The organism is Roseobacter sp., from assembly GCF_045106495.1.
In the GTDB taxonomy this organism is placed as follows: Bacteria; Pseudomonadota; Alphaproteobacteria; order Rhodobacterales; family Rhodobacteraceae; genus Roseobacter.
Genome location: NZ_JBGCEQ010000067.1, coordinates 1 through 25956 on the forward strand (window position 1 = coordinate 1; position 25956 = coordinate 25956).

A 25956-nucleotide genomic window follows, 5' to 3' on the forward strand; every position below is an offset into this window, starting at 1 on the left:
CTGCGAGAGGACATTCAGGTAGAATTGAACCTCCCGGAGGAGACATGGCCTGTTTTGATGGACCCAGGTCTTTTGAGCAACGCATTGCTGAACCTTGGAACCAATGCCCGGGATGCCATGCCCGAAGGTGGAAAAATTACGGTTAAGCTGGAAAACGCTTTCGGTGAATTGGCCCCATCTCAACTAACCGGCGACTATGTGCGCCTCAGTGTCCGAGACACGGGGTCAGGCATGAATACTGAAACGCAACGCAGAGCGATTGAACCTTTCTACACGACAAAGGAATTCGGCGCAGGCAGCGGTCTGGGGCTGTCGATGGTCTATGGATTTGCGGTTCAATCCGGTGGGACAATGTTGATTGAAAGCGCCCCCGGCCAAGGGACGACGGTAACCCTCTTTCTGCCGCGTTCAGCAATCTCGCCAGATGATGACTATAGCGGGTCATCCGATGATCTTCCTTTAGGAGAAGGCAAGACGGTCCTTCTTGTAGAAGATAACCTGTCGGTTCGAGACAGTGTAACCCGGCTCTTGGAGTCGCTTGATTATACCGTCAAAGCGACAGAAAGCGTCGAAGAGGCGAAAGATGTTCTCCGTCGATCTTCAGAAGCTCCACAAATGATCCTGTCCGATGTCGTGCTTCCCGGCGGACAGCGGGGGACAGATTTTGTGCAAGAAATTCGCGATCGCCACCCACAGATAGGGGTAGTTCTCATGTCTGGATACGCCGATACCGGCGGACCCGAAAAAGGCAACACACTCGAAGGGGTGCTTTTTCTTAGCAAGCCCTTCACGCGTGCTGCTCTGGCTTCAACCATGGCGAAGGCCGAGATCGCTATCGTGGATTAGATGCACGATTTCATGCGCGGACGGCCCAGAGCAGCCTTTGGTCACTACCCGTGGTCGCTGCGGTGCAACCCGTCGAACCTGTCACTCGTTGCATGCACAAAATCAAAGTTCAAGCGAACTCTCAGATGCGGACGTTGCTGCCTTTCACTACAAGCTGTCAAAGGTCCGCCGGCAAGCGTTTAACGCTTGTCATGTAAAGTGTGAAAGCCCAGTTTGCTGGAGTGACAACCATCGCCGAATTCTGAGGTGGTCGCGAAACTTCGGACCAGCGTTTAAAGCGGATTTCATGATGAAAGTGACGATCCCAGATTAAGAAAGGAAAGAACCATTCGCCTGGCTCTTGCCACGAAACCCGACCTAATCGGCCAGATACTTGGCAAGCAGGTCCATCACCGGCACCCGCGCCAACAACCGGTTTGCCAGCAAGAACATACCCCCAAACTTGCGTTGCAACAGCAACACATCGATCGGCACCGGCGGCGGCACAAAGCCATCCTCGGCCAGTGCCTGCCCGGCGGCCTGCATCTGACGCGACAACTCTGGTTGCTGGAAGTTGAACAGGACATTCTCGCGCAGTGCGGCAAAGACCATGCGGATCATCGCAACAATCTGCTCCACATGATCATCATGGATCTGCGCAGACACAAACCCGATCTCCATAGCAATGGCCCGGATCGCATCGAAATCATCTGCAACACCAGCCCGCAACAACTGGCGATAATGATCGACCAAAACAGGATCAATCTGACGCACCGCCCCAAAATCGAGCAGGACAACCCCGTCGCTTTCATCATCATAAAGGTAGTTCGCAAAATTCGGATCGGTCTGCATCGCACCAAAGACGAAGAGTTCCTTGAGCGTAAGATCAATCAGATCAGCGGCCAGCTTATCCCGCGCGTCTTGCGACAGATCAACCGCATCCTCAATCGGGCGACCAGACACAAACGACATGGTCAGCACATCCGCCGTGCTCCAATCAGGGTGCAGGTCTGGGACGGTAAATCGCGGCGCATCCGTCAACCACGCGCCAAACCGCGCCAACTGATCACCCTCGCGTCGGTAATCCGTTTCCTCATGCAACTGCTTGCGCGCTTCCTCCAAGTACGGGGCCAGCTCAAATCCTTTGGGCAGCAACCCCGACATCCACATCAGCGCTCCCACATTGCTGACATCGCTATCAATGCTCTTGGCGACACCCGGATATTGCACCTTGATCGCCACGTCGCGCCCGTCCTTCAACTGCGCGCGATGCACTTGCCCAATCGAGGCCGCCGCAATCGGGCGCACATCAAATTTCTTGAACTTGCCCAGCCACCCTGCGGGCCACTGCGCATTCAACACCTGTTTCAACTGCGCGGGCGGCATGAAATGCGCATCATCGCGCAAGCGTGCCATGATCCGCGCCAGTTCAGGCGGCAGCACATCGCCGGTATCCATCGACATCAACTGCCCGATTTTCATCGCAGCCCCGCGCATCTGCGCCAGCTGATCGGCAACGCGGGTGATATTGCGGGGGGTCAAAAGCAGATTGCGCATCGAAGGACGCTCGCCCCTGCCCAACTGCGTCAAACCGTGCACAGCCATATTGCCTGCAATCCCGGCTGTCATAGACCCCAGCTTGCCAAAACGGGCGACGCGGCTGGTCGGGACAGGCATCGCTTGGGCCGTACTTTGTTTTTCTGACATGTCGGGAAAACTAGCGCGGGACCGACGCGATACAACGCTCACTACTTATAGCGTTCGCGTCGATCGCCAAAATCGCGCACACGTTTGCGCCACGCACGATAGCTGCCCGGTCGCAGATTGTCCCGCATCAAGGCTTTGACTTGCTTTTCAGCAATATCATATTCGCGCTTGATATTCGCAAAATCGACGTGATCAGACAGTGCCATCTGCACAATCTCACTGATTTGTTCGGGGGGAAATTCCGGTGTTTTGGCCATGCAGTGGACTTAGCGGACAAACAAGCCAATACGCGCTACTCGGTCTGGTGGGAACGCCCGGTTTCTTCGTGCGTTTGCCGGATGGCCGCGAACAGATGTTCACAGGCTGGGACGCGCAGGCAATCGCGTCCTTCGTTGGCGTAACGCGGAATTAACACCAGACAGTTCCCGGAGGCTCCACAATTGACCGAAGCCCTGTATTTCAAAACAGATGACCTGGGCGCTGTGCAAACGCTTTTGTCCCAGATCCGTCAGCGCACGACGGCGTTGGCCGAACCTCTATCCGCCGAAGATACCATGCTGCAATCCATGGAAGACGGCAGCCCTTCCAAATGGCATTTGGCCCATACCACCTGGTTTTTTGAGGAATTCATCCTTCGGCCGACCGTCGAAGACTACGTCTCTCCCGACGACCGTTTCGCGTTCCTTTTCAATTCCTACTACGTTCAAGCAGGTCCACGACATGCCCGTGACAAACGCAGTCTGATTTCGCGGCCTTCTTTGCAGGACGTTCACACGTATCGCGCCCATGTCGATGCGTCGCTCGACAGGCTTCTCAGTTCGGGACGGGATGACTTGCCCGAGATTGCGGCTTTGGTGGAGCTTGGGTGCCACCACGAGATGCAGCACCAGGAGTTGCTGGTGACGGATCTGCTCCATGGCTTGTCCTACAATCCTTTGATGCCGCCCTATCGCGCGTCCGAGCCGCTCCCGGTTGTGCATGCACCAGAGCTGGAGTTCGTTCGCCATGCGGGGGGGCCTAGCCGAGATTGGCTACTCTGGTGACGCCTTCCACTACGATTGTGAAAGTCCCCGACATCCAACCCACCTGGCCCCGTATGCGCTGGCAAATCGTCCGGTCACAAACCGAGACTGGATCGCCTTCATTGAGGACGGGGGATACGACACACAGACCCTGTGGTTGTCCGACGGCTGGACAACGCGCCAGCGGGAAAAGTGGGACGCGCCGCTTTACTGGTGGCGACAGGGTGACGAATGGTGGTCATTCACCTTGCGCGGCGCGCAACCCGTTGCCCTCGATTCTCCGGTTGTCTATGTCAGTTACTACGAGGCGGATGCTTTCGCACATTGGGCGGGAGCGCGTCTGCCGACAGAGGCAGAACACGAGGTGGCACTCCGCAGTCGGCCCATTGAGGGCAACTTCGCGGACACCGACACGTTCCGCCCGGCGACGGCGTCTGGGGCGACGTCTGGGAATGGACGCAGAGCCCCTACACCCCTTACCCCGGGTTTCGCGCTCCAACTGGCGCCATCGGCGAGTACAACGGCAAGTTTATGGTCAACCAGTTCGTCTTGCGCGGAGGATCCTGCGCGACGCCGCAGGCGCAGATGCGGCCGACCTATCGAACGTTCTTTTACCCTCATCAGCGCTGGCAGATGCTTGGTCTTCGGTTGGCAAAGGACGCGTGATGTTGGACAAGCCGGTGATCAAGAACGATGCGCTTCTGTCAGCGGTGCTCGACGGTCTTCAACAGTTTCCCAAGACGCTCCACAGCAAATGGTTCTATGACACCGAAGGCAGCCGTCTGTTCGAAGAAATCACGCAACTGCCGGAGTACTATCCCTTGCAAGGCTCCGATTAATAGTAAGCTAACGAAGGTCAGCTTCGAGCACGCATGAAAAATGTGCTGGTACCGCAGCGAAGGACTGCTTCCGCCCTTGCTGTTTTTCGCTGCTACCGCAAAACATGCAAAGCAGCCGTTCTTTTTGATAGCGGTAACGGCGGTTTTGTCCGCATTGCTGTCCGACGCGCCGAAGATAGAATGTCTCCTTCGGGCTGAAGTTGTCGGAAACGGTCGAGTGCAAATGGTCGAACACTGGCGCGGGACAAATTCCTTATAACCCATTGAAACGTATATGCAGATCTGAGTATTACTGAGGGACACTTTGTCTTTGTATTAACTTGACAAAGTATCGATTTCGCCGCCTCGGCCTTGGGTGCCAATGTCCTAACAGGTACTTCCCAGATCAGGTCATCCGCAGTATGTGACGTAGATCGGCACTATGCCTGTTTGCAGAAGGGAGCTGTGATCGTTGGCTGCACGGTATGATCCGTTTCCGGCCAAGAACTCCTTCACGTTTGGTCAAAAAATCCTTCGCCGAACCGATCTTTCAAAAAACGGTCTTGGGCGGCGATGTGCTCTTGAAAATGCCCAAGTACAAAGTCCGGTATGGGCATCGGCTGGGTTTGATGGACGGGCCGCGCAGCGCTTGGGTATTTATTGGGGGGCAAATTGCAATGCAATTCAATGCGTTTCAGCAGCCCTGCCGGATCGGTTTCGATACGCCCAAAGGGCAGATACAATAATTGTTCTTCAGAAAACCGCGCGTCCCACCTGGGCACATGGCTCAGATAGTCGCCCCGCATGCGAAACGCGGGAAGCCTCAATAATTCTTGCCAATCCGCCTCGCCAAACGGTTGCTTCCGACTGCGCTGCGCCATCATCCGAAGCTGCGACTTCAACCGGGCCAAGGGCTGTCGAATCACATAAATCAATCGAACCTCAGGCACGAATCTTTTGAAAAAGTCCACGCCAACGTCCGGAATGCAAGAATACTCAGGCGTGATATCCAGGCACTTCTGGTCTACCCCGGCACGCGAAAACACATGCTTATACCAAGTACCATTGAACATGGGGGGTTGTTCCAGCTTGGCGAGATACGCGAGATAGGTTTCATCCGGTAGATCCGCATGTTTTTCTGCGCGCGCGCGCGCGGCTTTGAGCCCTTTTTTGACGTGCCAAGGCGCCCAACGACGGCACTCAGGAATGAACTTGTGGTCAAAGAAATGCAATTCTTTGAAAGGTGGCACCCATATGTCCGGCCGCTTCGCCAGAGTTTCATGCAGCCATGACGTGCCCGCCTTTTGTGCCCCAATGCAAACGATGTCTGGTTTGCGACCCGCGTTCATTCCATCTCCAGATTATAGTCGCTGGCGAGCACAACGTTTTCCAGTTTTTTCAAAGCGTCTAAATCTGCTGCAAGGTTTGCTTTTGAAAGCTCAATCTGCTCAGGACTCCATGGACTAGTGACAACGCGTTTTACAATAGGTTCATAGTTGCCGAACTCTTGAAAAATCCGCGTTGTAGTACTGACCCACTCTGCGATCGTTTTCGGAGGGGATTCTTTGAGCGCAGCCCTGTAAGGTTTGCGACCCTCCGTCGCCAAGCAGTATTTGGCATATCGAGATATGTTCTTGAAATCCTGTACTTTCGGGTGACCGCAGACAAGAGCCGCCACCACAGCCCAATGCGTCGCCAAGTCTGTTTCGTCTACAACAACGATCAATGCCTCCGGCCAGGCTCTCCGAAGCCGCGACACAAATGGCATCCATGAAAAATCGTTGTCTTCGTCAAAAGACTGCACCAAGTGCTGGAACGAAACGGCGTCTTTCAGCTCGGTTTCGACAAATAGCGTGTAGTGCTGCAGACACAAAAACACAGTCGATTTTTGTCCTGTCATAAGATGCCGGAGTGGACGTATCTTTTTCTCCAAACTGGGGTAGACGAAATCCTCCGACAGGACGCTCTTTCGACTGCCGAAAAACGCGTCATAGCTGTAGATCACGATGCGCGTGGAAGAATTGGTCAGCACGTTTTCGACGTAGTTATGGTGCGCCGCCGGGTCGCTAAGTTCGTCAATTGGCAACTTCAGAATGTGCCCTAAGATGGTTCGGTGCATCTCTGTGTCAGGGAACTCTGCCGCCACTTCCTCAAGCCGGTCGCGGTTGCGTATCAAGAGCTTTTGCATCGGCATATTCATGGGCGAATGTGGCCCCAAAAGAAACCTGTGGTCGTAACTGGCGGGCATCTACTTTGCCTCTTCCATCACAGTTTCTTATCCATCAAATCTTGCAATCTGCGTTTCGTCTTATCGTCCAATAGGGGTATGTCAGCGTTACCAGACACTCGCTCGAAACGCCGATAGACTGTCGGGCCTTTGCGAAGCCTTTCTATCACCTCAATCAGGACCTTACCGGCGGAAGGCGACAGTTCGGCGGTTTTTTCCGCACGGCCAAACATATTGTCCACCAAATCGCCTTGTTCTGTCCAAAAGGTCAGCATTCCGTCAAAAAGCTTCCCGCCTTTCGTCACGCGTTTTTTCGGGGGCCAGGGCCGTTTTGGGTAAAACACCTTAAGTTCGCTCTCATGCAACTTCGTGGTGTTGGCAAGAATGCTGGCGTTCATTCCGATGGCAGCTTCTGCCGCATCACGCCCGAAATCCACAATCGTATCCGAAATGGCCACCAGCCAACGCAGGGACAACTCGGAACGGATAACATCAAATTGAGTGTCCAATATCCGCCAGAAAAGCGCCTTTGCGTCTTCGCAATCAGGTGCTTTGCGCAGCACGACAATAGTGCAGGCCAGCAAATGCGACAAGCGCGATGCGCCTGAAAACTCCGGTTGCAGTTTGTGGAAATGATCGTTTAGATCCTTAGACCGGCCCGCCCAAGTGGGGCCTGGGTGCCCGGGGATGATCTCATCCGCAAAGGGCTCGAGTGAACAATCTTGTTTCGGAAGGGCCTCGGTCGCATTTTCAGCAAAGACCTTTCGGTCAGAGAAATAGGCAGACCAAAGAGCGAAGACGCTCTTTGACGCGGTGTCAGCGTTGTCCAGATCAATATCATGAGTGATTTTTTGAGGGCTTTCCGAGTTTGAATAGCCGAGCCGTCGGTAATCTTCGCCGAAAATCCGATCAAATCGGGCAACATCATTCGCGGTCCATGCAACGATCTCGCTATCATGATTGATGGACTGGCGCAGTCTGGGAAGCTCGGCCGAGACACCAAGTTCGTCACACAACCGTGGAAAAGCATCATCCAATTCCTCAAAACGCAGAACCGAAGTGGCGAGAGCCAGACTGTTGAATGGGTGTGTTTGCGGAATTAGGTGATGCTTGAGGTTCCAGCTTACATTGCGCTGGCTGCGATCATATCCGACCCAAGGGTCTTCTAGGATATCCAAGGCCTGCGAAATCGTCAGATCAGGAAAACGTGGTGTTGAATAGTATTCGCCTTCCAGCATGTCACCATATTTGAACATGCGAAACGCGGAAAGAAAGCGGTCTTTCGGTTCCCGAACGACGGCAAAATGAGGCAAATCCGCATACTGCAATGGAACATGTCCGAAGTAACGCGCCCGAATACCACCTTTGAAGGCCCGACGCACCGATGTTCCACCCGTCTTGGGGATATGAATGAAAACTGCTCCAGGTTTCCGCAGAATTAGGTTTGTCATCGCATCATTCGTCTTTTTTTATCGACGCGGTCGCGCCTTCACGTCTTGAGAACCTGCCTTGCAATGCCTAGTACGGCACCGGTCACATTGCGTTCAAAAGTGGTGTAACTCAACCCATACGTGTTTTCTAGATCGCGGTGATGAGGTTATTTCAAGTGATGTGCAACTGTCGTTCTTCCGTAACACCGGGCGCGCCACTTGGGATGTGGGTTTTAAGTCGGGCCGGTTCGCGCATGGCAATCCGGCCCGGATGTTTTACTCGGCAGGTTCATGCGCCGGTTTGGCGCGTGATTCTTTCTCTGCCGCATAGTTGCTTTGTGCAGTTTCCACGGCTTTGGCGTGGATTTCGGCCAACTCCGGCCGCATTTTTTGCGCGCGCATGGCAGCGTTCATGGTTGAGAGATGCTGGCCTTGGAAATGCGGGAAAACCTCACGCGCGATAAGCTCATAACTGCGCCGGGTTGCATCAAAATTGGCCCAATTATGCGCGAGCATCAGATATGCTCCAAAACCACCGTTGCTTTGTTTCCACAGCCGATCAATCTGGGCGCGGCACATCTCAGGCGTTCCGATTGCACCAAACCCGCTGTCATTGATGAAATCGATCATTTCCTTCGCGTTCTGACCCGGCATCGACATTTGCGGGAAGGCGGCAATTTCCTGGAAATAATTGAACCAATGCTCGATCCCATATTCCACGTCACGCCGCGCCTGCTCCATCGTTTCGGCAATATGGCACAGCCCCACAAGCCGCCACTTGGAACGATCCGGCGTATGACCATAGTGTTTGGCTTCTTCTTCAATGACATCCCAATGCAGCGCCAGCGCATCGAAACCAGCAGCCGTTGTGGCCCCAATGGAAATCATGCCGGTGCCATATTTGCCGGCCAATTTGGGGCCGGTCGGGGAGGCGACAGCCGCGGTCGCAAGATCAAATTTGGAATAGGGCCGCAAATGCAAACGCGCATCTTTAAGCGTCCATCGGTCGTTTTCAAATGTCACTGGCTCATCAGACCGCAACAGCCGCGTGATGACGTCCAATCCATCGGCCAATAGGCCGCGTGTATCCTTTTGTGACAATCCGATCATGGCCGCATCCGTCGGCAAAGATCCAGGCCCCAGTCCCAGCATCGCCCGGCCACGGGTCAAGTGATCCAATTGCACGATCTTTTCAGCCACCCACAATGGATTATGATAGCTGACGGATACAACACCCGTGCCTAGTTTGATGCGCTTTGTACGCGGTGCGGATGTCGCTATCATCAGCTCCGGGCTTGCAGAAATCTCTGACCCCGCGGAGTGGTGCTCCCCAAACCACACTTCGTCATAGTCACATCGGTCCAGCCATTCGACCAATTCGAGGTCCTGTTCAAGGGCCAGTGTCGGGTTGATGCCCGGTTTGTGAAACGGCGCCAGAAATATCCCAAAGCGCATTCGATCTGTCATTCTATGTCTCCTCCCAGAATGCCGAAGGCACGATACCTCCGGCTGACATGAGCCTAGCTGAAGCGGGCTTTTCCACCAATTCAATTCTGGCGTGCGTTGACGCCTGTGCGAGGCTTTGCCAGCTTTGATGCATGCACCAGAACCTGGCACAAAGAAGGATCACTCAACGTCACACCGAGGCTCAAATCACCAGCGCGGCAAGCTTGTAACCGACCCCATGCACCGTGCGGATCAAATCTTCGTTCGCAGTGGCATCGCCCAACTTCTTGCGCAATCGCACAAATTGTGCGTCAATCGCGCGGTCGGCAATCTGAACCGAATTTCCGCAAGTACTTGAAAAGAGATGCTCACGGGTCAGCACCTCACCATGGGTCCCGCCGACGCACGCAGAAGCGAAAATTCGGTGCTGGTGAGCCACAAGTCCTACTGACTGCCGATGTCGCGCACGAAAGACCGCAAAAGATCAATTTCCAGATTGTCAAAGTACAAACTTTTGAAAGGCCTTGGGACTGGCGTGCCCATTTTTGTAACGGCGCATGACGGACCGAAAATCGGCCAGTAATTCACGCGGCTTATGGGGCTTAGTGACATAGTCATCCGCGCTCAGTTTCAGCCTGACATTCCGATCACATACCTCATCGCGTGCGGTAAGCATAATGAGCAGGGTTTCCATCTTGCTGCGGATGCGTTTAGCCAATTCGAACCTGTCTGTGTCCGGCAAAATCAAACCCTGCACAATCAGATCGAAGCTCTCAGCTTTCAGGATTTTAAACTGCTTTGCCGCCGATAATGTTGTTGCGGGTTGATTGCTGCGACGTTTGAAAAAGCCCTCCATAAACCAAGCGACCTGCTGGTCGCCATCAACAACCAGAAACTTTTGTTCCCTGGCGCTCCTCTCCAGCACTGTCGCCTCAGTGGTATTTTAACTTGTAACAAGCTGGACCTCGCGACAGGCTGGCAGGATGATATCAGGCAAAGTGCATGTTCCCATGAGACGCCCAATGCGGGCGGCGGTTTCTGCGCCAACGCCGGTCCTTGTCACGGTTTGCTCGGCGGTGTTTTGGGCGCACTGGCAAGGTACGCGTCGGTGGCGTTGTCTTAGGCCTTGACTGCGTTAAGCGAGAGCATGACCCACCCGCGGCGCGCGCTGATCATCCTCCGGGGACTGGTATCATCGCTAAATCTGTCTTAACCAAGTGGTCTAGATGGATATTGCATATACAATAGCGCCCGGCAAAGGCGATACGGATCTTCTCCTCCATGGGTTTGCTCGCAGCCTAATGGCGCAAGGCATTCGTGTGTGCGGCGCTGTGCAGGTCAACTCCGAGAGTTGCGGCACTGGGCTGTGCGACATGGATGTCAAAGTGTTGCCTACAGGGCCGGAGATTCGCATTTCCCAAAACCTCGGACCGGCCGCACGGGGGTGCAGGTTGGACCCAGACGCATTGGAGCAAGTGGTCGGCCTGGTCAGCGCGCGATTGCACAAGGGGGCAAACCTTCTGATCGTCAACAAATTTGGCAAACACGAAGCCGGGGGGCGCGGTTTTAGGCCCGTGATCGCTGAAGCGCTGAGCCTTGGGATACCGGTTCTGGTTGGCCTCAATACGCTCAACCTCGAAGCTTTTTCCAATTTTTCCAGCGGTTTGGCGCGATGCGTCCCGCCCCATAGTTCTGCCTTGGGCGCGTGGTTTGAGGGTCTAGAGACAGAGCTTGGCGCCTCAGCCTAGATGCTGTTTCCCGCGCGAAACGCCGCCGCACCATAGCGCGCCTCCTCTCACATTAGTTTTGTCACTTGAACTGCAAAAGACCGTTGACGCGTTTGCATTGATCCGTCATCCGAAGCCTCGGTCAGACCGGTTCTGAAAACCCCACTTACATCGGAGCCCGCGTGACAACCAACATCGCCACAGACCGCAGAGCCAACCTTGTCGGCAGCGCTTGGATGGTCCTGGCCATGGCTGCTTTCGCAGTAGAAGACACTTTCATCAAAGCCGCAGCACAATCCCTGCAGGTCGGGCAAATTCTTGTTTTCTTCGGTTTGGGCGGCTCTGCGGTGTTTATGATCCTATCGGTCGTGCAAAGGCAGCGCCTGTTCACAGCAGATGTCGTTTCTACCCCAATGCGACTGCGCGTCGTTTTCGAAATCATCGGTCGGTTGTTCTTTGTGCTGGCAATCACTCTAACCCCCTTGTCATCCGCGACCGTCATACTGCAGGCCACGCCCTTGGTTGTTGTCGCCGGTGCCGCGCTGTTTTTTGGTGAAACCGTGGGACCCCGCAGGTGGTTGGCCATTGTGACTGGTCTGGTAGGGGTGCTTGTGATCATCCAACCTGGCGCAGATGGATTTTCCTTGCTCTCCATACTGGCCGTGATTGGGATGCTTGGGTTTGCCGGGCGCGATCTTGCAAGCCGCGCCGCACCCGGCTCGCTCAGCGCGTCGGTTCTGGGATTCTACGGATTTCTATCGATAGTGGCGGCAGGCGATCTTTTTGCTCTTTGGGAACAGACAGTTTTTATCATACCAGAAACCATGGCTGCAATTGCTTTGTGCGGGGCCATTCTCGCCGGCGTCGCGGCGTACACGAGCCTGATGAAAGCCATGCGCACAGGTGAAGTATCCGCGGTAACCTCCTTTAGATACACACGTCTTTTGTTTGGCATTGGTTTTGGTGTTTTGCTCTTTGACGAGCAATTGGACTGGCCCGTGTTTTGGGGATGTGGGTTGATCGTCGTTTCGGGCCTCTTCATCCTCTGGCGCGGAAAACACGCCGAAACATGAAAAACCCCAAGCGGCTGATTTGTGTTCTGGCTCATAAAACTCATGCGCTTTCGCTTGACAATGCAACAGGTTCAGAGACAAGTGGAATCCAGTTGGTGCTTGGCTTGCCAAGTGAAAAGGGAATGTGACGCCAAAGCAATTTGGCCAAAAACAGCCGCCCCCGCGACCGTGAACGGAAAAAGGTCTACCATTGCCACTGGACGGTGTTCGGGAAGGCGGTGGACCAAAGGCAAAAAGCCGAAATCCGTGAGCCGGGAGACCTGCCAGCGATAAGTGTAGAATCCGGGCGGGGTGCTCCGGTGACGGGACATGACCTGAGATTTTCGGGCCCTTCTCGCCATCAGACCCACGTTCCATGGCAGTGGGACATAACAAAATGACAGCAGACGCTCCGGCGCCTCAGGGTCACGCTACCGAGTTGCTCGTTTGCATTAAGTGCAGGCGCGGCAATGAAACACCCGATGACGAACGGCGTCCAGGACAACGCCTTTTTGATTCACTGAGCGCACTGGACATGCCGACGGGCGTACGCCTCAAAGCCGTCGAATGCCTTCAAAACTGCGATCACGGTTGCACCGTGGCTTTGCGGGGCGGAGACCGATGGACCTATATTTACGGAAACATCGACGAAGTGTCGCATCCTGACATCCTTCTGGATGGGGCTTCGCGCTACAACGCCACAACGGACGGGCTTATCCCGTGGCGGGAACGGCCCGAACACTTTAAACGCAATTGCATCGCGCGCGTCCCGCCGCTGGAGATTGAACATGACTGATCTTGCAAAACTACCCGTCACCGTGATCACAGGGTTCCTGGGATCGGGTAAGACCACGTTGATCCGGCAATTGATGCAGAATCCGGGCGGCAAACGCCTGGCCATTGTGGTCAATGAATTTGGCGATGTCGGCGTCGACGGGGATATCCTCAAGAGCTGCGCGATCCCGGATTGCCCGGAAGAAAACATCATGGAATTGGCCAATGGCTGCATCTGTTGCACCGTGGCCGATGATTTCATTCCCACGATCGAAGCGCTGATGGCGCTCGAGCCGCGTCCGGATCACATTTTGATCGAAACTTCGGGCCTGGCACTGCCCAAACCGCTTTTGAAGGCCTTCGACTGGCCGGATATTCGATCGAAAATTACGGTAGATGGCGTGATTGCGCTGGCAGATGCTGAGGCTGTGGCTGCGGGTCGTTTCGCGCCGAATGTGGCCGCAGTGGATGCGCAACGTGCAGCGGATGACAGTATCGACCACGAAACACCACTATCAGAGGTGTTTGAGGATCAGATCTCATGTGCAGACTTAATTTTGCTGACAAAACCGGACTTGGCGGGGCCCGATGGTGTAGCCAAGGCAAAGGCGATTATCGAAGCTGAAGCCCCTCGGCCTTTGCCGGTTGTTGAAGTGGCCGAAGGCGTTGTCGACCCGCGGATCATCCTGGGACTCGAGGCGGCAGCAGAAGACGATATGGATGCCCGCCCCAGTCATCACGACGGCCCTCACGATCATGACCACGAAGATTTCGAAAGCATTGTTGTCGACATTCCTGAACAGACCGACCCCGAACATCTGGTCCGCGCGGTTGAAGCCTTGGCCAACACGCAAAACATTCTGAGAGTCAAAGGATATGCGGCTGTTGTCGGCAAACCGATGCGCCTGTTGGTTCAAGCGGTTGGCGCGCGTGTGCGTCATCAATACGACCGTCCATGGCAGGCAGGGGAAGTGCGTCAGGGACGTTTGGTAGTGATCGCAGAGCATGACGACATCAATACGGAAAGCATCCAATCTGTGCTGGGCGTCAAGGCCGTCGAAGCTGCCGAGTAACATTTCATGCACGTCGTTTTCCGCGAAAGCCACGGGTTGGAAGAAACCGAAACACCCATGGATCTGGGGCAATCGCCTGCAGATTTGGTGGTGTTGTCGTTCTCCGACAGTGATCTGGGCGCTTTTGCGGAAGGCTGGCGACGGGGCAGTGCGGTGGTCAAAATGCCGACCCTGCGGCTTGCCAATCTTGTGGCACTCAAACACCCTTTGTCGGTGGATACCTACGTCGAACAGACACTGTCAGGTGCAAAGGGCATACTGATCCGGCTGATCGGCGGCGTGCCCTATTGGGCTTACGGGCTACAACAGGTCCGCGCGCTCGCGCAGCGCAAAGGCATTGCCTTGGCCATCTTACCTGCAGACGGCCGAGTGGATACACGACTGGACGAATTTGCCACGTTGCCAGTTTCCACGCTGCGGCGATTGGCGCATTTGTGTGATACCGGTGGGGTGGTTGCAGCGCAGGCCGCCTTGGCGCAATTGTCTCTCGCGGCAGGGCTCTATGCAGGTCCAGTGCTAGGATCGAAAGTTCTGCCAGCCCTTGGCGGTTGGACGCCTGAACATGGCGTAACCTGTCCTCTCTTCACGCAAGGACCACGGAAAACAAAACGCATTGTCATCACCTTTTACAGATCCTATCTGGTGTCCGCCGATCTTGCGCCGATCACCGCCTTGTTTGGTGCATTCCGTGCGCGCGGTTATGAAGTGACAGCGCTTTTTGCGCCGTCGCTCAAAGCACCACAGGCAGCAGGTTGGTTGCGCCGCCAGATCACACATCTCAATCCGACAGCAATTGTGAATGCTACGGCCTTCAGCGGCAAAGGCAGCGACGGGAACTCTCCACTGGATGCAGGCAATGTGCCTGTCTTCCAAGTGGCCCTGGCCACGTCCACACGCAAAGATTGGGCAGCCGCAGAACGCGGGCTGTCACCCGCAGATCTTGCCATGCACGTGGTTTTACCAGAGATGGATGGGCGCATCATGGGCGGTGTCGCGTCCTTTAAGGAGCCAAGTAAGCGGGACCCAGACCTGGAATACGCGCGCTTTGTTCACGCACCCGATTTGCCGCGCATCAAGGCCATCACCGACCGGGTGCACGGCTGGATTTCGCTGTCACAGATGCCTGCAAAAGCGCGCCGCGTCGCTCTTGTCTTGTCGACCTACCCGGGCAAAGACTGGAATATAGGCCATGCAGTCGGGTTAGATGCTCCGGCATCGGCGCGGGCCATCCTGCAAGATTTGGCACAGGCTGGCTACAACACAGCCAAAACGCGCGCGGACTTGTCGAAAGAGCTGCTGAGGCGGTCCGTGACATGGCCCCTCAAAGACTACGTTGCTGCTTTGGACAAGTTGCCAGAAGAGTTGAGGGCTGACTTAGCGGCCGCCTGGGGCGCGCCAGAAAACGATCCTGACGTTGCCGATGGTGTTTTTCGCTTCGCGGCTGTGTTTTGCGGGAAGACATGCGTTGCTTTGCAGCCAGAACGCAGCATGCCGCACCAGCGCGACGACGCTTATCACGATCTGTCGCGTGTGCCACGCCATGCCTATGTCGCGTTTTACCTTTGGCTTCAGACCAAGATGGATGCCTTGATCCATATCGGTGCACATGGGACGCTGGAATGGCTGCCCGGCAAATCGGTGGCACTATCTGACACCTGCTGGCCCGAGGCGCTTACCGGCGCGATGCCCGTCATTTATCCCTTTATCGTCAATGATCCCGGCGAAGCAGCGCAGGCAAAACGACGCATTGGCGCGGTGACCCTCGGACATATCCCGCCACCGCTGCGCACCAGCAACACGCCGGACGGTCTGATACGGTTGGAAACGTTACTGGATGAGTTTTCAAACGCAGATGGTCTGGACCCGAGGCGACGCGACCGGTTGCAGGAAGACATCCGCGCGGAGGCGCAGGCTCTGGGTGTTGAAAACGACCTTGGGCTGGACCGTGCGGCCTGTAGTGCCGAGGCGATCACGCGGATTGATCGCTTTGTCTGTGACATCAAGGAAAGTCAGTTCGGCGAAGGGCTGCACATTTGGGGCAGGGCGCCCACGATAGATACCGCATTCGATACAAGCGCCTCAACCTCGGCGGAGCGTCACTCGTTGCTGGACGCCTTGGACGGGCGCAGGATCGCTGCCGGGCCGTCCGGGTCGCCATACCGGGGCCGTCGCGATGTATTACCGACCGGGCGCAACCTCTATACCATCGATCCGCGCGCGGTTCCGACGCGCGCGGCCTATGCGCAAGGCGTTAAACTGGCAGAAGAATTGGTGCGCCGGCATTTGCAGGACGCGGGTGACTGGCCGAAAGGCTTGATTGTTGATCTTTGGGGATCTGCGACCATGCGCACTGCCGGCGAGGATTTCGCCATGGCGCTGCATTTGCTGGGGACACGCCCGATCTGGGACAAGGGATCTGAGCGCGTGTCCGGCATCGAAGTATTGCCCATCACCGATCTGGACCGGCCGCGCATCGATGTCACGCTGCGGGTGTCCGGCCTGTTTCGCGATGTCTTTCCGTCGCTTTCAGCTCTCTTTGCTCAGGCGGTACGGGCACTGGCAGAACGCGACGAAGCTCCGGATTGGAACCCCTATGTCGCAGGCTCGGATCTGGCGCGGGTCTATGGCCCCGCGCCGGGCAGCTTTGGCGTCGCAATGACACAGGCCGCCCAGACTCTGACGGCAGAAGGGCGCAAGGCTGCCGGTGAGGCCTGGCTCAAAGCCAGCGCCTGGACGTTCGACGGTGAAAAGGCCATGCAGCATGATCGCGGCATCAAAGCCCGTGTGGCACAGGCGGATGGATTTGTGCATGCGCAGGATTTGCCGGAAACCGACCTTTTGCTGGCAGCAGACTATGCCGCGCATGAAGCCGGATTTGCCGCGGCACAGGCCGTTGCCGGCGGACAGGCCGCCCTTTATCATCTGGACAACACCGATCCCGACCGCCCGCGAGCTCGCGCTTTGCCCGAAGAGATCGCGCGGGTAGTCCAGGCCCGTGCGGCAAACCCGGTTTGGATCAAAGGTATGCGCGCCCATGGGTTCCGAGGTGCTGCTGAAATTGCCGCAACCCTAGACCATATGGCAGCTTTTGCGCATCTGGCAGGGGCCGTTTCATCGCATTTGTTTGACCTCTATCACAGTGCCACACTGGGTCACGAGGATACCAACCGGTTCCTGCAAGACGCCAACCCGGAAGCGCGCGCGGCCATGGTGGAGCGGTTTACCGACCTGCATGCAGCCGGGCTTTGGACCACGCGCCGCAATTCGATTATGGCCGGGTTGGAGCGGGCACAATGAAACCCACGCTCGCTGTAAAGGGATGGTGCCCGGGAGCCTACCGCCCGATGATGTCCGGCGACGGGTTGATCGTCCGTATCCGTCCGTATTGCGCGCGGCTGGAAACTGCACAGGTTCTGGGACTCTGCGCTCTGGCACAAGACTATGGAAATGGCATTCTAGACCTGACCAATCGCGCGAATATTCAGATCCGTGGCGTGACAGAGGCGCGGCTGGATGCTTTACTGGCATCATTGTCTGAACTGCGAGTGCTGGATGAAAGCTCCGAACTGGAAAGCCGCCGCAATATTTTGGTGACGCCGTTCTGGGCCGACGGGGATGATACACAAAAACTCTTCAACGATTTGATGAGTTTTTTGCCGCAATTACCAGATCTTCCAGCAAAATTCGGGATTGGAGTGGATGTAGGAACAGCACCTGTGCTCGGTCACGCATCGGCAGATATCAGGATCGAACGCGCGCGCTCAGGTCTGATTGTCCGAGCTGATGGGGCAAGTTTGGGTCGGCAAGTTTCAAAAGAGTCCGCGGTGTCTGCTGTGCTGGAAATGATGGATTGGTTTGCAGCAAACCGGGTGCTGGAAGAGCGGCGGATGGCGCATGTACTGACGCGGTGCGAACTGCCAGCCGAATGGACGGTCGAAGCACCGCTGGCAACAGCTTCAGTGCCTGATCCCGGCCGCCATAGATTGGGTCTTTTGGTGGGTGCCGCATTTGGCCAGATAGATGCCGCTGCGCTGACGGGTTACATTCACGATACCGGCGCATCCGCCTTGCGCGTTACGCCTTGGCGCATGTTCTTGCTGGAAGGTGCAACCCAGGTGGCATCAGAAGCTTTTATCAACCGTCCCGGCGATCCTCTGCTGCACATTGATGCTTGCCCGGGTGCACCGCATTGCGCCAGCGCCACGGTTGCGACCCGAAATTTGGCGCGGCAGCTCGCAGGCCAGGTCACGGGCAGCCTGCATGTGTCAGGCTGCACCAAAGGATGCGCGCGCAAAGCACCGGCTGCCACAACCTTAGTCGGCAATCAGGGGCGTTTTGACCTTGTTTCCAAAGGTCATGCGTGGGATGCCCCGAAAAAAACAGGGCTGCGGCCCGAAGATCTTTGCGCGCAATTGACGGGCCACACATGACTTATCGTTACGAAACAAACGGGGCCGAGATTTACAAAAAATCCTTCGCCATGATCCGCGCGGAAGCTGATCTTGCAAGTTTTGCCAAAGACGAAGAACAGATTGCGGTCCGCATGATCCACGCCACCGGATTTGTCGGACTTGAAAAACACATTCGGTTTTCACCAGGTTTTGCCAGTACCGCAAGAAGCGCTTTGGAAGCAGGTGCACCGATACTGTGCGACGCCCGTATGGTCAGCGAAGGTGTGACGCGCGCGCGGTTGCCTGCAAATAATGAAGTGTTCTGCACATTGCACAATGAAAACGTCCGGGCTTTGGCTGCAGACATGCAAAACACGCGTTCTGCTGCAGCACTGGAACTTTGGCGACCGCATCTGGCCGGCGCATTGGTGGCCATCGGCAATGCGCCGACGGCGCTTTTTCATCTGCTGAACATGCTGCAGGATCCCAATTGCCCACGGCCGGCGGCGATCATCGGGTGCCCCGTCGGTTTTGTTGGAGCAGTCGAAAGCAAGGACGCCCTCTGGACAGATCAACCTGTCTCATGCTGCATCGTTGAAGGGCGTCTTGGAGGCAGTGCGATCACAGTCGCTGCCATCAACGCCATCGCGAGCCGTGCGGAATGAAACCGGGGACACTTCACGGAGTTGGTTTGGGGCCAGGTGATCCCGACCTGATGAGTGTGCGCGCAGATCGGCTTCTGCGCAACGCGCGCCATGTCGCATTCTTTCGCAAAGCCGGTAGATCAGGGCAAGCGCGGCGAATCGTCGACGGCATGCTGCATGAGGATGCTGTTGAATTTCCAATGGAATATCCGGTCACAACCGAAGTTCCGGTAACAGATCCAAGATACAATGCGGCGCTCTCGGCGTTTTATACCCACTGCGTCGATCACCTGCGCGACCTGATCGAAAAAGGTGAGGACGTGGTTGTGCTTTGCGAGGGCGATCCATTTTTTTTCGGCTCATTCATGCATATCTACACGCGGCTGAAAGAGGTGGTGCCGGTGCAGGTGACCCCTGCAATCACTGGAATGTCAGGCGCTTGGACAGCTACGGGACAGCCCGTGACCTGGGGCGATGACATCCTGACGGTGATGATGGGCACGCTGCCTGAAGATACGTTGACGGAGCGCATGGCACAGAGCGACGCGATTGTTGTGATGAAGATCGGACGGCACATTGAAAAGGTCAAATCGGCCTTGAAAGCGGCAGGTAAATTTGACGACGCATGGCTGATCGAATTCGCCAGCATGCCCAACCAGACCGTGCAAAAACTGGCCGCAGCGGGCGATAAGGTGACCCCCTATTTTTCAATCATTGTGGTACATGGCCAAGGGCGTCGACCGTGAGCGGTTGGTTGGTCATTGCAGGCTTGGGTCCGGGCGATGAAAACCTTGTAACACCGGATGTGCGTCAGGCTTTGGACGGCGCTACGGATGTCGTGGGCTATATTCCCTATGTCGCGCGCGTGGCTCCCCGCGACGGATTGACCTTGCATCCCAGTGACAACCGCGTGGAAATGGACAGGTCCCGGCACGCTTTGGAAATGGTGGCGAAAGGGCGGCGCGTTGTGGTGGTGTCTTCCGGGGACCCAGGCGTTTTCGCCATGGCGTCCGCGGTTTTTCAAGCGGTTGAATCGGGGCCATTGGCTTGGCGCGAACTCGACATTCGCGTGGCCCCCGGAATAACCGCCATGCTGGCAGCGGCGGCGCAAGCTGGCGCGCCATTGGGGCATGACTTCTGTGCGATCAATCTCAGCGACAATCTAAAGCCCTGGCCTCTGATCGAAAAACGACTGCGCCTCGCTGCAGAGGCAGATTTTGCCATGGCGTTTTACAATCCGCGTTCCAAAGCGCGTCCGGAGGGTTTTGTCAAAACGCTGCATGTTCTGAATGAAGTCTGCGCCGACGCACGCCCCGTCATTTTCGCCCGGTGCGTCTCAACACCCGAGCAAGACATATCCGTCGTGCCTTTGCCAGAAGCGCGCCCCGAAATGGCGGACATGCGCACATTGGTGATTGTGGGGTCATCAACCACGCGCGTGATCACCCGCGAGGGAGCGCCAATTGTCTATACACCAAGATCGGTTGTCGCATGAGACACCCAATCCAGCACCGCTCTGACTTCATGCAATTCGTACCTGTCGGGCATCTTCGGACGATCAATCATGATCACAGGCAGGTTAAGCGCGCGGGCGGCGCGCAGTTTGGCATATGCCCCCGAACCGCCAGCGTTTTTGGACACGATCAGAGAAATCCGATGTGCCCGCATCAAGGCCAGATCGTTCTCCATATTGAAGGGCCCGCGATCCACTTCGATGTGGTGATCGGGAAAAGACAGCGCGGCATCGGGCGCATCGACCAAGCGCAACAGATAGAAATGCTGGGGATGCCGTGCAAAAAGAGACAGATGCATGCGCCCAATGGCCAGCATGACCCGTACGGCTGGCCGATCCAGCGCCGCAACGGCGCCTGCTATGTCGGGCACGGACGTCCAGAGATCATCCGGCTCCTGGGACCAGGGCGCGCGCGTCAGAGCCGCCAAAGGCACACCCGCCTCGGCGCAGGCTGCAACGGCGTTTTGGCTCATTTGGGCCGCAAATGGATGCGTCGCATCGACCACATGGGTGATGTTTTCCGTGCGCAGGTAAGCAGACAGACCTGTAACGCCGCCGAACCCACCGACGCGTTGCGGCAACGGTTGGCGCACGGGGCGCGCGACACGGCCTGCAAAAGAGATTGTGCCATTCATCCCTCGTTGGGCCATCTCGCGGCAGAGCGCGGTTGCTTCGGTTGTTCCACCCAGAACAAGCAGGTTTGGCACCATGTCTGAGGCTCCGTGGTTGACCATCATCGGCTTGGGTGAAGATGGCCTCAAAGGGCTGGCAGACGCAAGCCGTTCCGCCTTGGAGACAGCCGAAATCGTTATGGGCCCCGAGCGCCACCTGTCGCTGCTGGAAGACGTGTCCTGCGATACAAGGGTTTGGCCAGTGCCCTTTTCACGAGGCATCGACGAATTAAAAACCCTGCGCGGGAAAAAGGTGATCGTCCTGGCGTCGGGCGACCCGTTCTGGTTCGGTGCCGGTGCCACTCTGGCGCGCCACTTTGATGCGCATGAATGGCAAAGCCACCCTGCGCCTTCGACGTTTTCGCGGGTGGCTAATCACTTGGGCTGGCCGTTGCACACCACCCATTGCGAAGGGTTGCACGCCAAACCGCTCGCGCAAATACGCCCGAAGCTTGCCATAAATACCCGTCTGATCATCCTTGTGCGCGATGGGGCGGCAGTGGCCGAGCTGGCGGAGTATTTCAGCGCTGAAGGCTTTCCTGAAACAAAAATGACTGTGTTCGAAGCCTTGGGCGGTCCCCGAGAACGCATCACCGAGGCCCGCGCAAATGACCTGCCGGAGCTGACGTTTCAACACCCGGTTTGTATTGCCTGCGATGTCCAAGGGCGAGGTCGTGCCTTGCCCGTGACCACTGGGCGGCCGGATGATTGGTTCGACAGCGATGGGCAAATCACCAAGCGGCCTGTACGCGCGATGACCCTCTCGGCCTTGGCACCTGTTCCTTTCGAACATCTGTGGGACATCGGCGGCGGATCTGGATCCATCGGCATTGAATGGCTGTTGTCCCACCCCACACTGAGCGCAGCCACGTTTGAGGCCCGTGCAGACCGTGCCGCGCGTATAACGTCGAATGCGGCAAAGCTTGGCGTAGGTCATCTGCACGTGATCACCGGTACGGCGCCAGCTGCCCTGGAGGGGCTTGAACCGCCAGCTGCCGTTTTTATAGGCGGTGGATTGTCCGAAGAACTGTTACAGTGGATCATGAAAAATCTGACGGCAGGCACACGGCTGGTAGCCAATGCCGTAACCCTGGAGACAGAAGCACTGTTGTTAAACGCGCAGGCCAGATGGGGCGGCGATCTGATGCGGTTGGAACTGTCGCGGTCTGAGCCTTTGGGGCCCCGACGGGGCTGGAAAGCCAGCTATCCCATTGTACAGTGGAGTGTCACATTATGATTGTCGCAGGCTTTGGATTTCGGAAAAACGCGAGCCCTGGCAGCTTGCAAAGCGCATTTGACAGCGCCTGTGTTTCGGTGCGTCCCGACTGCCTTGCTGCTCCCGACGACAAGGCAACGGCCAAGCCGTTTCGCCTGTTTGCGGAACAAAACGATCTCCCGATCAAAGCGGTACCGGCTGATGTTCTGACCCAGCAAAACACTGTAACACAATCCCTGACCTCGCTGACCGAGCGCGGCGTCGGGTCAGTGGCCGAGGCGGCGGCCCTGTCTGCGGCAGGGCCAGGTGCGCGCTTGCTGACCGAACGCCATATTTCAGCGGACCGGCTCGCGACCTGCGCGCTGGCAATTAAAGAGCCATCATGACAGTCCATTTTATCGGCGCAGGACCCGGCGCACCTGACCTGTTGACCCTGCGCGGCCGCGATCTGATCGCCGCTTGCCCGGTATGCCTTTATGCCGGTTCTTTGGTGCCTGAGGCTATCTTGGCACATTGCCCGGAAGGCGCCGAAGTCATCAACACCGCTTCCATGGCACTCGACGAGATCATCGAAACGATCCAGCTGGCGTATGCGGCGGATCAGGATATCGCCCGGTTGCATTCTGGCGATCTGTCCATCTGGTCTGCCATGGGCGAGCAAATGCGCAGACTGCGCGAACTGGACATTCCGGTCACGGTCACCCCAGGTGTGCCTTCTTTTTCCGCCGCCGCCGCTGCGCTCGGGGCGGAATTGACGCTGCCTGGCCTGGCACAATCGGTGGTGCTGACGCGCACGCCCGGTCGCGCCTCTTCCATGCCCGAGGGTGAAACCCTGACAAATTTTGCCGCCACCGGCGCCACGCTCGCGATCCACCTGTCGATCCAGAATCTGGCGACAGCGATCGCGGATCTGCTGCCCGCTTACGGCGCTGATTGTCCCGTTGCCGTGGTTTATCGCGCCAGTTGGCCCGACGAACGCATCATACGCGGGACCTTAAAAGACATCGCAACCCGGGTTGACGCGGATATCACGCGGACAGCACTCATTCTGGTTGGTCCTGCACTGGCGGGTGAAGGATTTGACGAAAGCTGTCTTTATGCCGCCGATTATGACCGGCGCTACCGACCGCAAAGCGCTGAAAGCCCCTGGGCAAACTGGAGCCACAAAGATGACTGAAATGCCTGGGATCATGATATCCGCGCCGTCCTCCGGAACGGGAAAAACAACCGTGATGTTGGGGTTGTTGCGGGCGCTGGCGGAAGATGGGCTGCATGTGCAAGCTTTCAAATCCGGACCGGATTACATCGATCCGGCATTTCACCAAGCAGCCAGTGGACGGGCCTCCTTCAACCTGGACAGTTGGGCCATGGGGTCGGAATTGCTCGCTGCCATTTCAAAGCAAGCAACAGGTGCCGAGATTTGCGTCGCCGAAGGGTCCATGGGGCTCTATGATGGGGTCGCGACCCATGGACAAAGCGGGTTCGGCAGCAGTGCGGAAACCGCGCAGCGCATGGGATGGCCGGTGGTTTTGGTTGTGGACATCAGCGGGCAGGCGCAATCCGCTGCTGCCACCGCGATGGGGTTTCAGGCCTACAACCCCGATGTGCCTTTCGCTGGCGTGATTTTGAACCGCTGCGCGTCGCCACGGCATGAACGTCTGGCGCGCTTGGGGATGGACCGGGCTGGACTGAACGTTCTGGGAGTGTTGCCCAGACGCGGTGACCTGACCCTGCCGGAACGTCATCTGGGTCTGATCCAGGCGGTCGAACACCCGGACCTCGAGGCCGCGATTTCCGGCTACGCTGCATTTTTGCGCGAAAACGTGGACATCGGCGCCATTCGTGCTGCCGCCAGGGGGCAAATGCCGACGCAGGCCACCGCGCAACTGCCCGCCCCCCCCGCACAACGCATTGCACTGGCGCGTGATGCTGCGTTCTCCTTTACCTATCCGCATTTGCTGGAAGGCTGGCGCAGCGCAGGGGCGGAAATCATCCCGTTTTCGCCATTGGCGAATGAAACGCCGGATGCCGGTGCCGATCTGGTTTGGTTGCCTGGTGGCTACCCCGAGCTTCACGGCGGAACTTTAGCTGCGGCAGATAAGTTCATGACAGGGCTTAAGAAGCACGCCGAAACACGCCCCGTGCATGGAGAGTGTGGCGGCTATATGGCGCTGGGTGATGCCTTGATTGACAAAGAGGGTGCGCGCCATCAAATGGCCGGTCTGTTGGGCTTGGTCACCAGCTATGAAAAGCGCAAGTTCCACCTGGGCTACCGCCGCGCTGTGCTCGATGCGCCCTTGCCCGGTCATGGCCCTGAAACCGCTTTGCGGGGCCATGAGTTCCACTATTCAACTATTCTAGAGCAACCCGACGCCGCACTTGCAAAAGTTGCAGATGCGGATGGCAACCCGGTGCCTGAAACGGGATCCTACCGAGGCCATGTCTCTGGCACCTTTTTCCATTTGATCACGGCAGAGCAGGGCGCATGACTGGTTTTGTGAGTTTTGTGGGCTCCGGTCCGGGTGATCCCGAACTCCTGACACTCAAGGCGGTGGATCGGCTCAAACGCGCAGATGCGGTGCTGTTTGACGATCTTTCGTCCGGTCCGATCCTCAGTCACGCCCGGTCAGGTGCAGATCTGGTGGGGGTTGGAAAACGCGCCGGCAGACCCTCGCCAAAACAGCGACACGTCAGCCGGCTTTTGGTCGAATATGCTCAGATGGATCAGCGCATTGTGCGGTTGAAATCCGGCGACAGTGGGCTTTTTGGACGTCTCGAAGAGGAACTGGTGGCGTTGCGAGGCGCAGGCATTCCTTATGAAATCATCCCTGGAGTACCTTCCGCCTTTGCCGCTGCCGCAGCGGTGGGCATCCCGTTGACACGCCGCATGACGTCACGCCGCGTTCAATTCGTGACGGGCCACGATGTCACCGGGGCTTTGCCGACTGATTTGAACCTTGATGCCTTGGCGGATCCTTCGGCCTCAACGGTGGTATTTATGGGTAAGCGTACATTTCCGGCACTGGTCGATGCTTTGATCGCAAAAGGGCTACCTGCGGATACCCCGGCGATTTTCGCGGAAAGCGTCAGCAGTTCGGATCAACAGATCACCCGGACGACGCTGTCCAAATTGGCTGCTCAATTGACCAAGGAAATTGGCACCAAGCCTGCATTGATCCTCTATGGGCCGTTTGCTGAGAGTTGAATGTCGCTTTTTTCTTGTTCGCTCACGTTAATCAGGGATAGGTCTTGGGTACGGTGCCACATTTAGTGGCTGAAAAGGGAACTGGGTGAAAGTCCCAGACTGCCCCCGCAACTGTAAGTGGCGAGCGCAAGGGAAAGGCCACTGGCCGGTTCGGCCGGGAAGGACCTGCGCGCAGTGACCCACAAGTCAGGAGACCTGCCGTAAGCTAGCACAAC

General features: G+C 56.9%; 26 protein-coding genes, 1 pseudogene and 2 riboswitches. Of the genes and pseudogenes, 18 read left to right on the plus strand and 9 right to left on the minus strand.

Annotation, left to right across the window (positions count from 1 at the left end):
• Positions 1 to 846, plus strand: an 846-nt coding sequence (locus AB8B75_RS22505; protein WP_405365524.1) for an ATP-binding protein, incomplete at its 5' end; no start/stop codon positions are given.
• Positions 847 to 1203: 357 nt separating this feature from the next.
• On the opposite strand, the gene AB8B75_RS22510 is transcribed toward AB8B75_RS22505, so the two are convergent.
• Together AB8B75_RS22510 and AB8B75_RS22515 are read right to left on the minus strand one after the other, a co-directional pair.
• Positions 1204 to 2532: an ABC1 kinase family protein gene (locus AB8B75_RS22510; RefSeq protein WP_405365526.1), complete on the minus strand. Its 1329-nt coding sequence runs from the start codon at positions 2530 to 2532 to the stop codon at positions 1204 to 1206.
• Between the two features lie 41 nt (positions 2533 to 2573).
• Positions 2574 to 2789, minus strand: a complete 216-nt coding sequence (locus tag AB8B75_RS22515) for a DUF2805 domain-containing protein (RefSeq protein WP_405365528.1) — start codon at positions 2787 to 2789, stop codon at positions 2574 to 2576.
• A gap of 183 nt (positions 2790 to 2972) precedes the next feature.
• On the opposite strand from AB8B75_RS22515, the gene AB8B75_RS22520 reads away from it, so the two are divergent.
• From AB8B75_RS22520 to AB8B75_RS22530, 3 genes and pseudogenes are all read left to right on the plus strand, one after another.
• Positions 2973 to 3575, plus strand: coding sequence for a DinB family protein (locus tag AB8B75_RS22520; RefSeq protein ID WP_405365530.1), 603 nt, complete (start codon positions 2973 to 2975; stop codon positions 3573 to 3575).
• Positions 3538 to 4220: pseudogene (locus tag AB8B75_RS22525) on the plus strand (SUMF1/EgtB/PvdO family nonheme iron enzyme). The gene AB8B75_RS22520 and the pseudogene AB8B75_RS22525 overlap by 38 nt, the downstream one beginning before the upstream one ends.
• On the plus strand, positions 4220 to 4393 hold the full coding sequence (locus AB8B75_RS22530; protein WP_405365532.1) for an L-histidine N(alpha)-methyltransferase: 174 nt from the start codon (positions 4220 to 4222) through the stop codon (positions 4391 to 4393). Before AB8B75_RS22525 ends, AB8B75_RS22530 begins: the two are co-directional and overlap by 1 nt.
• 491 nt (positions 4394 to 4884) lie before the next feature.
• On the opposite strand, the gene AB8B75_RS22535 is transcribed toward AB8B75_RS22530, so the two are convergent.
• From AB8B75_RS22535 to AB8B75_RS22560, 6 genes are all read right to left on the minus strand, one after another.
• Positions 4885 to 5721 (minus strand): sulfotransferase, encoded by an 837-nt coding sequence (locus tag AB8B75_RS22535; RefSeq protein ID WP_405365534.1) that lies wholly within the window; start codon positions 5719 to 5721, stop codon positions 4885 to 4887.
• On the minus strand, positions 5718 to 6620 hold the full coding sequence (locus AB8B75_RS22540; protein WP_405365536.1) for a hypothetical protein: 903 nt from the start codon (positions 6618 to 6620) through the stop codon (positions 5718 to 5720). The genes AB8B75_RS22535 and AB8B75_RS22540 overlap by 4 nt, the downstream gene beginning before the upstream one ends.
• Positions 6621 to 6637: 17 nt before the next feature.
• A complete protein-coding gene (locus tag AB8B75_RS22545; protein WP_405365538.1) occupies positions 6638 to 8050 on the minus strand; it encodes a hypothetical protein in 1413 nt (470 codons plus the stop codon).
• 255 nt (positions 8051 to 8305) lie between these two features.
• Complete coding sequence (locus tag AB8B75_RS22550; protein ID WP_405365540.1) at positions 8306 to 9496, minus strand: LLM class flavin-dependent oxidoreductase; 1191 nt, start codon at positions 9494 to 9496, stop codon at positions 8306 to 8308.
• Between the two features lie 181 nt (positions 9497 to 9677).
• Positions 9678 to 9914, minus strand: a complete 237-nt coding sequence (locus AB8B75_RS22555) for a helix-turn-helix domain-containing protein (protein WP_405365542.1) — start codon at positions 9912 to 9914, stop codon at positions 9678 to 9680.
• Positions 9915 to 9974: 60 nt separating this feature from the next.
• Positions 9975 to 10400, minus strand: coding sequence for a response regulator (locus AB8B75_RS22560; RefSeq protein ID WP_405365544.1), 426 nt, complete (start codon positions 10398 to 10400; stop codon positions 9975 to 9977).
• Between the two features lie 301 nt (positions 10401 to 10701).
• Between AB8B75_RS22560 and AB8B75_RS22565 the strand changes: the two genes are divergently transcribed.
• The 9 genes from AB8B75_RS22565 to cobJ all read left to right on the plus strand — a co-directional run bounded on the left by AB8B75_RS22565 (position 10702) and on the right by cobJ (position 20631).
• Positions 10702 to 11223, plus strand: coding sequence for a DUF2478 domain-containing protein (locus tag AB8B75_RS22565; RefSeq protein ID WP_405365546.1), 522 nt, complete (start codon positions 10702 to 10704; stop codon positions 11221 to 11223).
• 161 nt (positions 11224 to 11384) lie between these two features.
• Complete coding sequence (locus AB8B75_RS22570; protein WP_405365548.1) at positions 11385 to 12275, plus strand: DMT family transporter; 891 nt, start codon at positions 11385 to 11387, stop codon at positions 12273 to 12275.
• Positions 12276 to 12351: 76 nt separating this feature from the next.
• Positions 12352 to 12558, plus strand: a riboswitch (cobalamin riboswitch).
• Positions 12559 to 12651: 93 nt separating this feature from the next.
• A complete protein-coding gene (locus tag AB8B75_RS22575; protein ID WP_405365550.1) occupies positions 12652 to 13050 on the plus strand; it encodes a DUF1636 family protein in 399 nt (132 codons plus the stop codon).
• Positions 13043 to 14101, plus strand: coding sequence for a cobalamin biosynthesis protein CobW (gene cobW / locus AB8B75_RS22580; protein WP_405365552.1), 1059 nt, complete (start codon positions 13043 to 13045; stop codon positions 14099 to 14101). The genes AB8B75_RS22575 and cobW overlap by 8 nt, the downstream gene beginning before the upstream one ends.
• Positions 14102 to 14107: 6 nt before the next feature.
• Entirely contained in the window at positions 14108 to 17398 is a 3291-nt protein-coding gene (cobN, locus tag AB8B75_RS22585; RefSeq protein ID WP_405365554.1) for a cobaltochelatase subunit CobN, read from the plus strand.
• On the plus strand, positions 17395 to 18531 hold the full coding sequence (gene cobG, locus AB8B75_RS22590; protein WP_405365556.1) for a precorrin-3B synthase: 1137 nt from the start codon (positions 17395 to 17397) through the stop codon (positions 18529 to 18531). The genes cobN and cobG overlap by 4 nt, the downstream gene beginning before the upstream one ends.
• Positions 18528 to 19157: a precorrin-8X methylmutase gene (locus AB8B75_RS22595; RefSeq protein WP_405365558.1), complete on the plus strand. Its 630-nt coding sequence runs from the start codon at positions 18528 to 18530 to the stop codon at positions 19155 to 19157. The genes cobG and AB8B75_RS22595 overlap by 4 nt, the downstream gene beginning before the upstream one ends.
• Positions 19154 to 19882 carry a precorrin-2 C(20)-methyltransferase gene (gene cobI / locus AB8B75_RS22600; protein WP_405365560.1) on the plus strand — a complete coding sequence of 243 codons (729 nt, stop codon included), beginning with the start codon at positions 19154 to 19156 and terminating at the stop codon, positions 19880 to 19882. Before AB8B75_RS22595 ends, cobI begins: the two co-directional genes overlap by 4 nt.
• A complete protein-coding gene (gene cobJ, locus AB8B75_RS22605) occupies positions 19879 to 20631 on the plus strand; it encodes a precorrin-3B C(17)-methyltransferase (RefSeq protein ID WP_405365562.1) in 753 nt (250 codons plus the stop codon). The genes cobI and cobJ overlap by 4 nt, the downstream gene beginning before the upstream one ends.
• On the opposite strand, the gene AB8B75_RS22610 is transcribed toward cobJ, so the two are convergent.
• On the minus strand, positions 20604 to 21359 hold the full coding sequence (locus AB8B75_RS22610; protein WP_405365564.1) for a cobalt-precorrin-6A reductase: 756 nt from the start codon (positions 21357 to 21359) through the stop codon (positions 20604 to 20606). The two genes, cobJ and AB8B75_RS22610, sit on opposite strands and share 28 nt — an antisense overlap.
• Between AB8B75_RS22610 and cbiE the strand changes: the two genes are divergently transcribed.
• The 5 genes from cbiE to cobA are packed head-to-tail and all read left to right on the plus strand — an operon-like array spanning position 21358 to position 25741.
• A complete protein-coding gene (gene cbiE, locus AB8B75_RS22615) occupies positions 21358 to 22557 on the plus strand; it encodes a precorrin-6y C5,15-methyltransferase (decarboxylating) subunit CbiE (RefSeq protein WP_405365566.1) in 1200 nt (399 codons plus the stop codon). The two genes, AB8B75_RS22610 and cbiE, sit on opposite strands and share 2 nt — an antisense overlap.
• Complete coding sequence (locus tag AB8B75_RS22620; RefSeq protein WP_405365568.1) at positions 22554 to 22922, plus strand: cobalamin biosynthesis protein; 369 nt, start codon at positions 22554 to 22556, stop codon at positions 22920 to 22922. The genes cbiE and AB8B75_RS22620 overlap by 4 nt, the downstream gene beginning before the upstream one ends.
• Positions 22919 to 23713 (plus strand): precorrin-4 C(11)-methyltransferase, encoded by a 795-nt coding sequence (cobM, locus tag AB8B75_RS22625; protein ID WP_405365570.1) that lies wholly within the window; start codon positions 22919 to 22921, stop codon positions 23711 to 23713. The genes AB8B75_RS22620 and cobM overlap by 4 nt, the downstream gene beginning before the upstream one ends.
• Positions 23706 to 25025 carry a cobyrinate a,c-diamide synthase gene (locus AB8B75_RS22630; protein ID WP_405365572.1) on the plus strand — a complete coding sequence of 440 codons (1320 nt, stop codon included), beginning with the start codon at positions 23706 to 23708 and terminating at the stop codon, positions 25023 to 25025. Before cobM ends, AB8B75_RS22630 begins: the two co-directional genes overlap by 8 nt.
• Positions 25022 to 25741: a uroporphyrinogen-III C-methyltransferase gene (gene cobA, locus AB8B75_RS22635; protein WP_405365574.1), complete on the plus strand. Its 720-nt coding sequence runs from the start codon at positions 25022 to 25024 to the stop codon at positions 25739 to 25741. Before AB8B75_RS22630 ends, cobA begins: the two co-directional genes overlap by 4 nt.
• Before the next feature lie 34 nt (positions 25742 to 25775).
• Positions 25776 to 25956: riboswitch (cobalamin riboswitch) on the plus strand.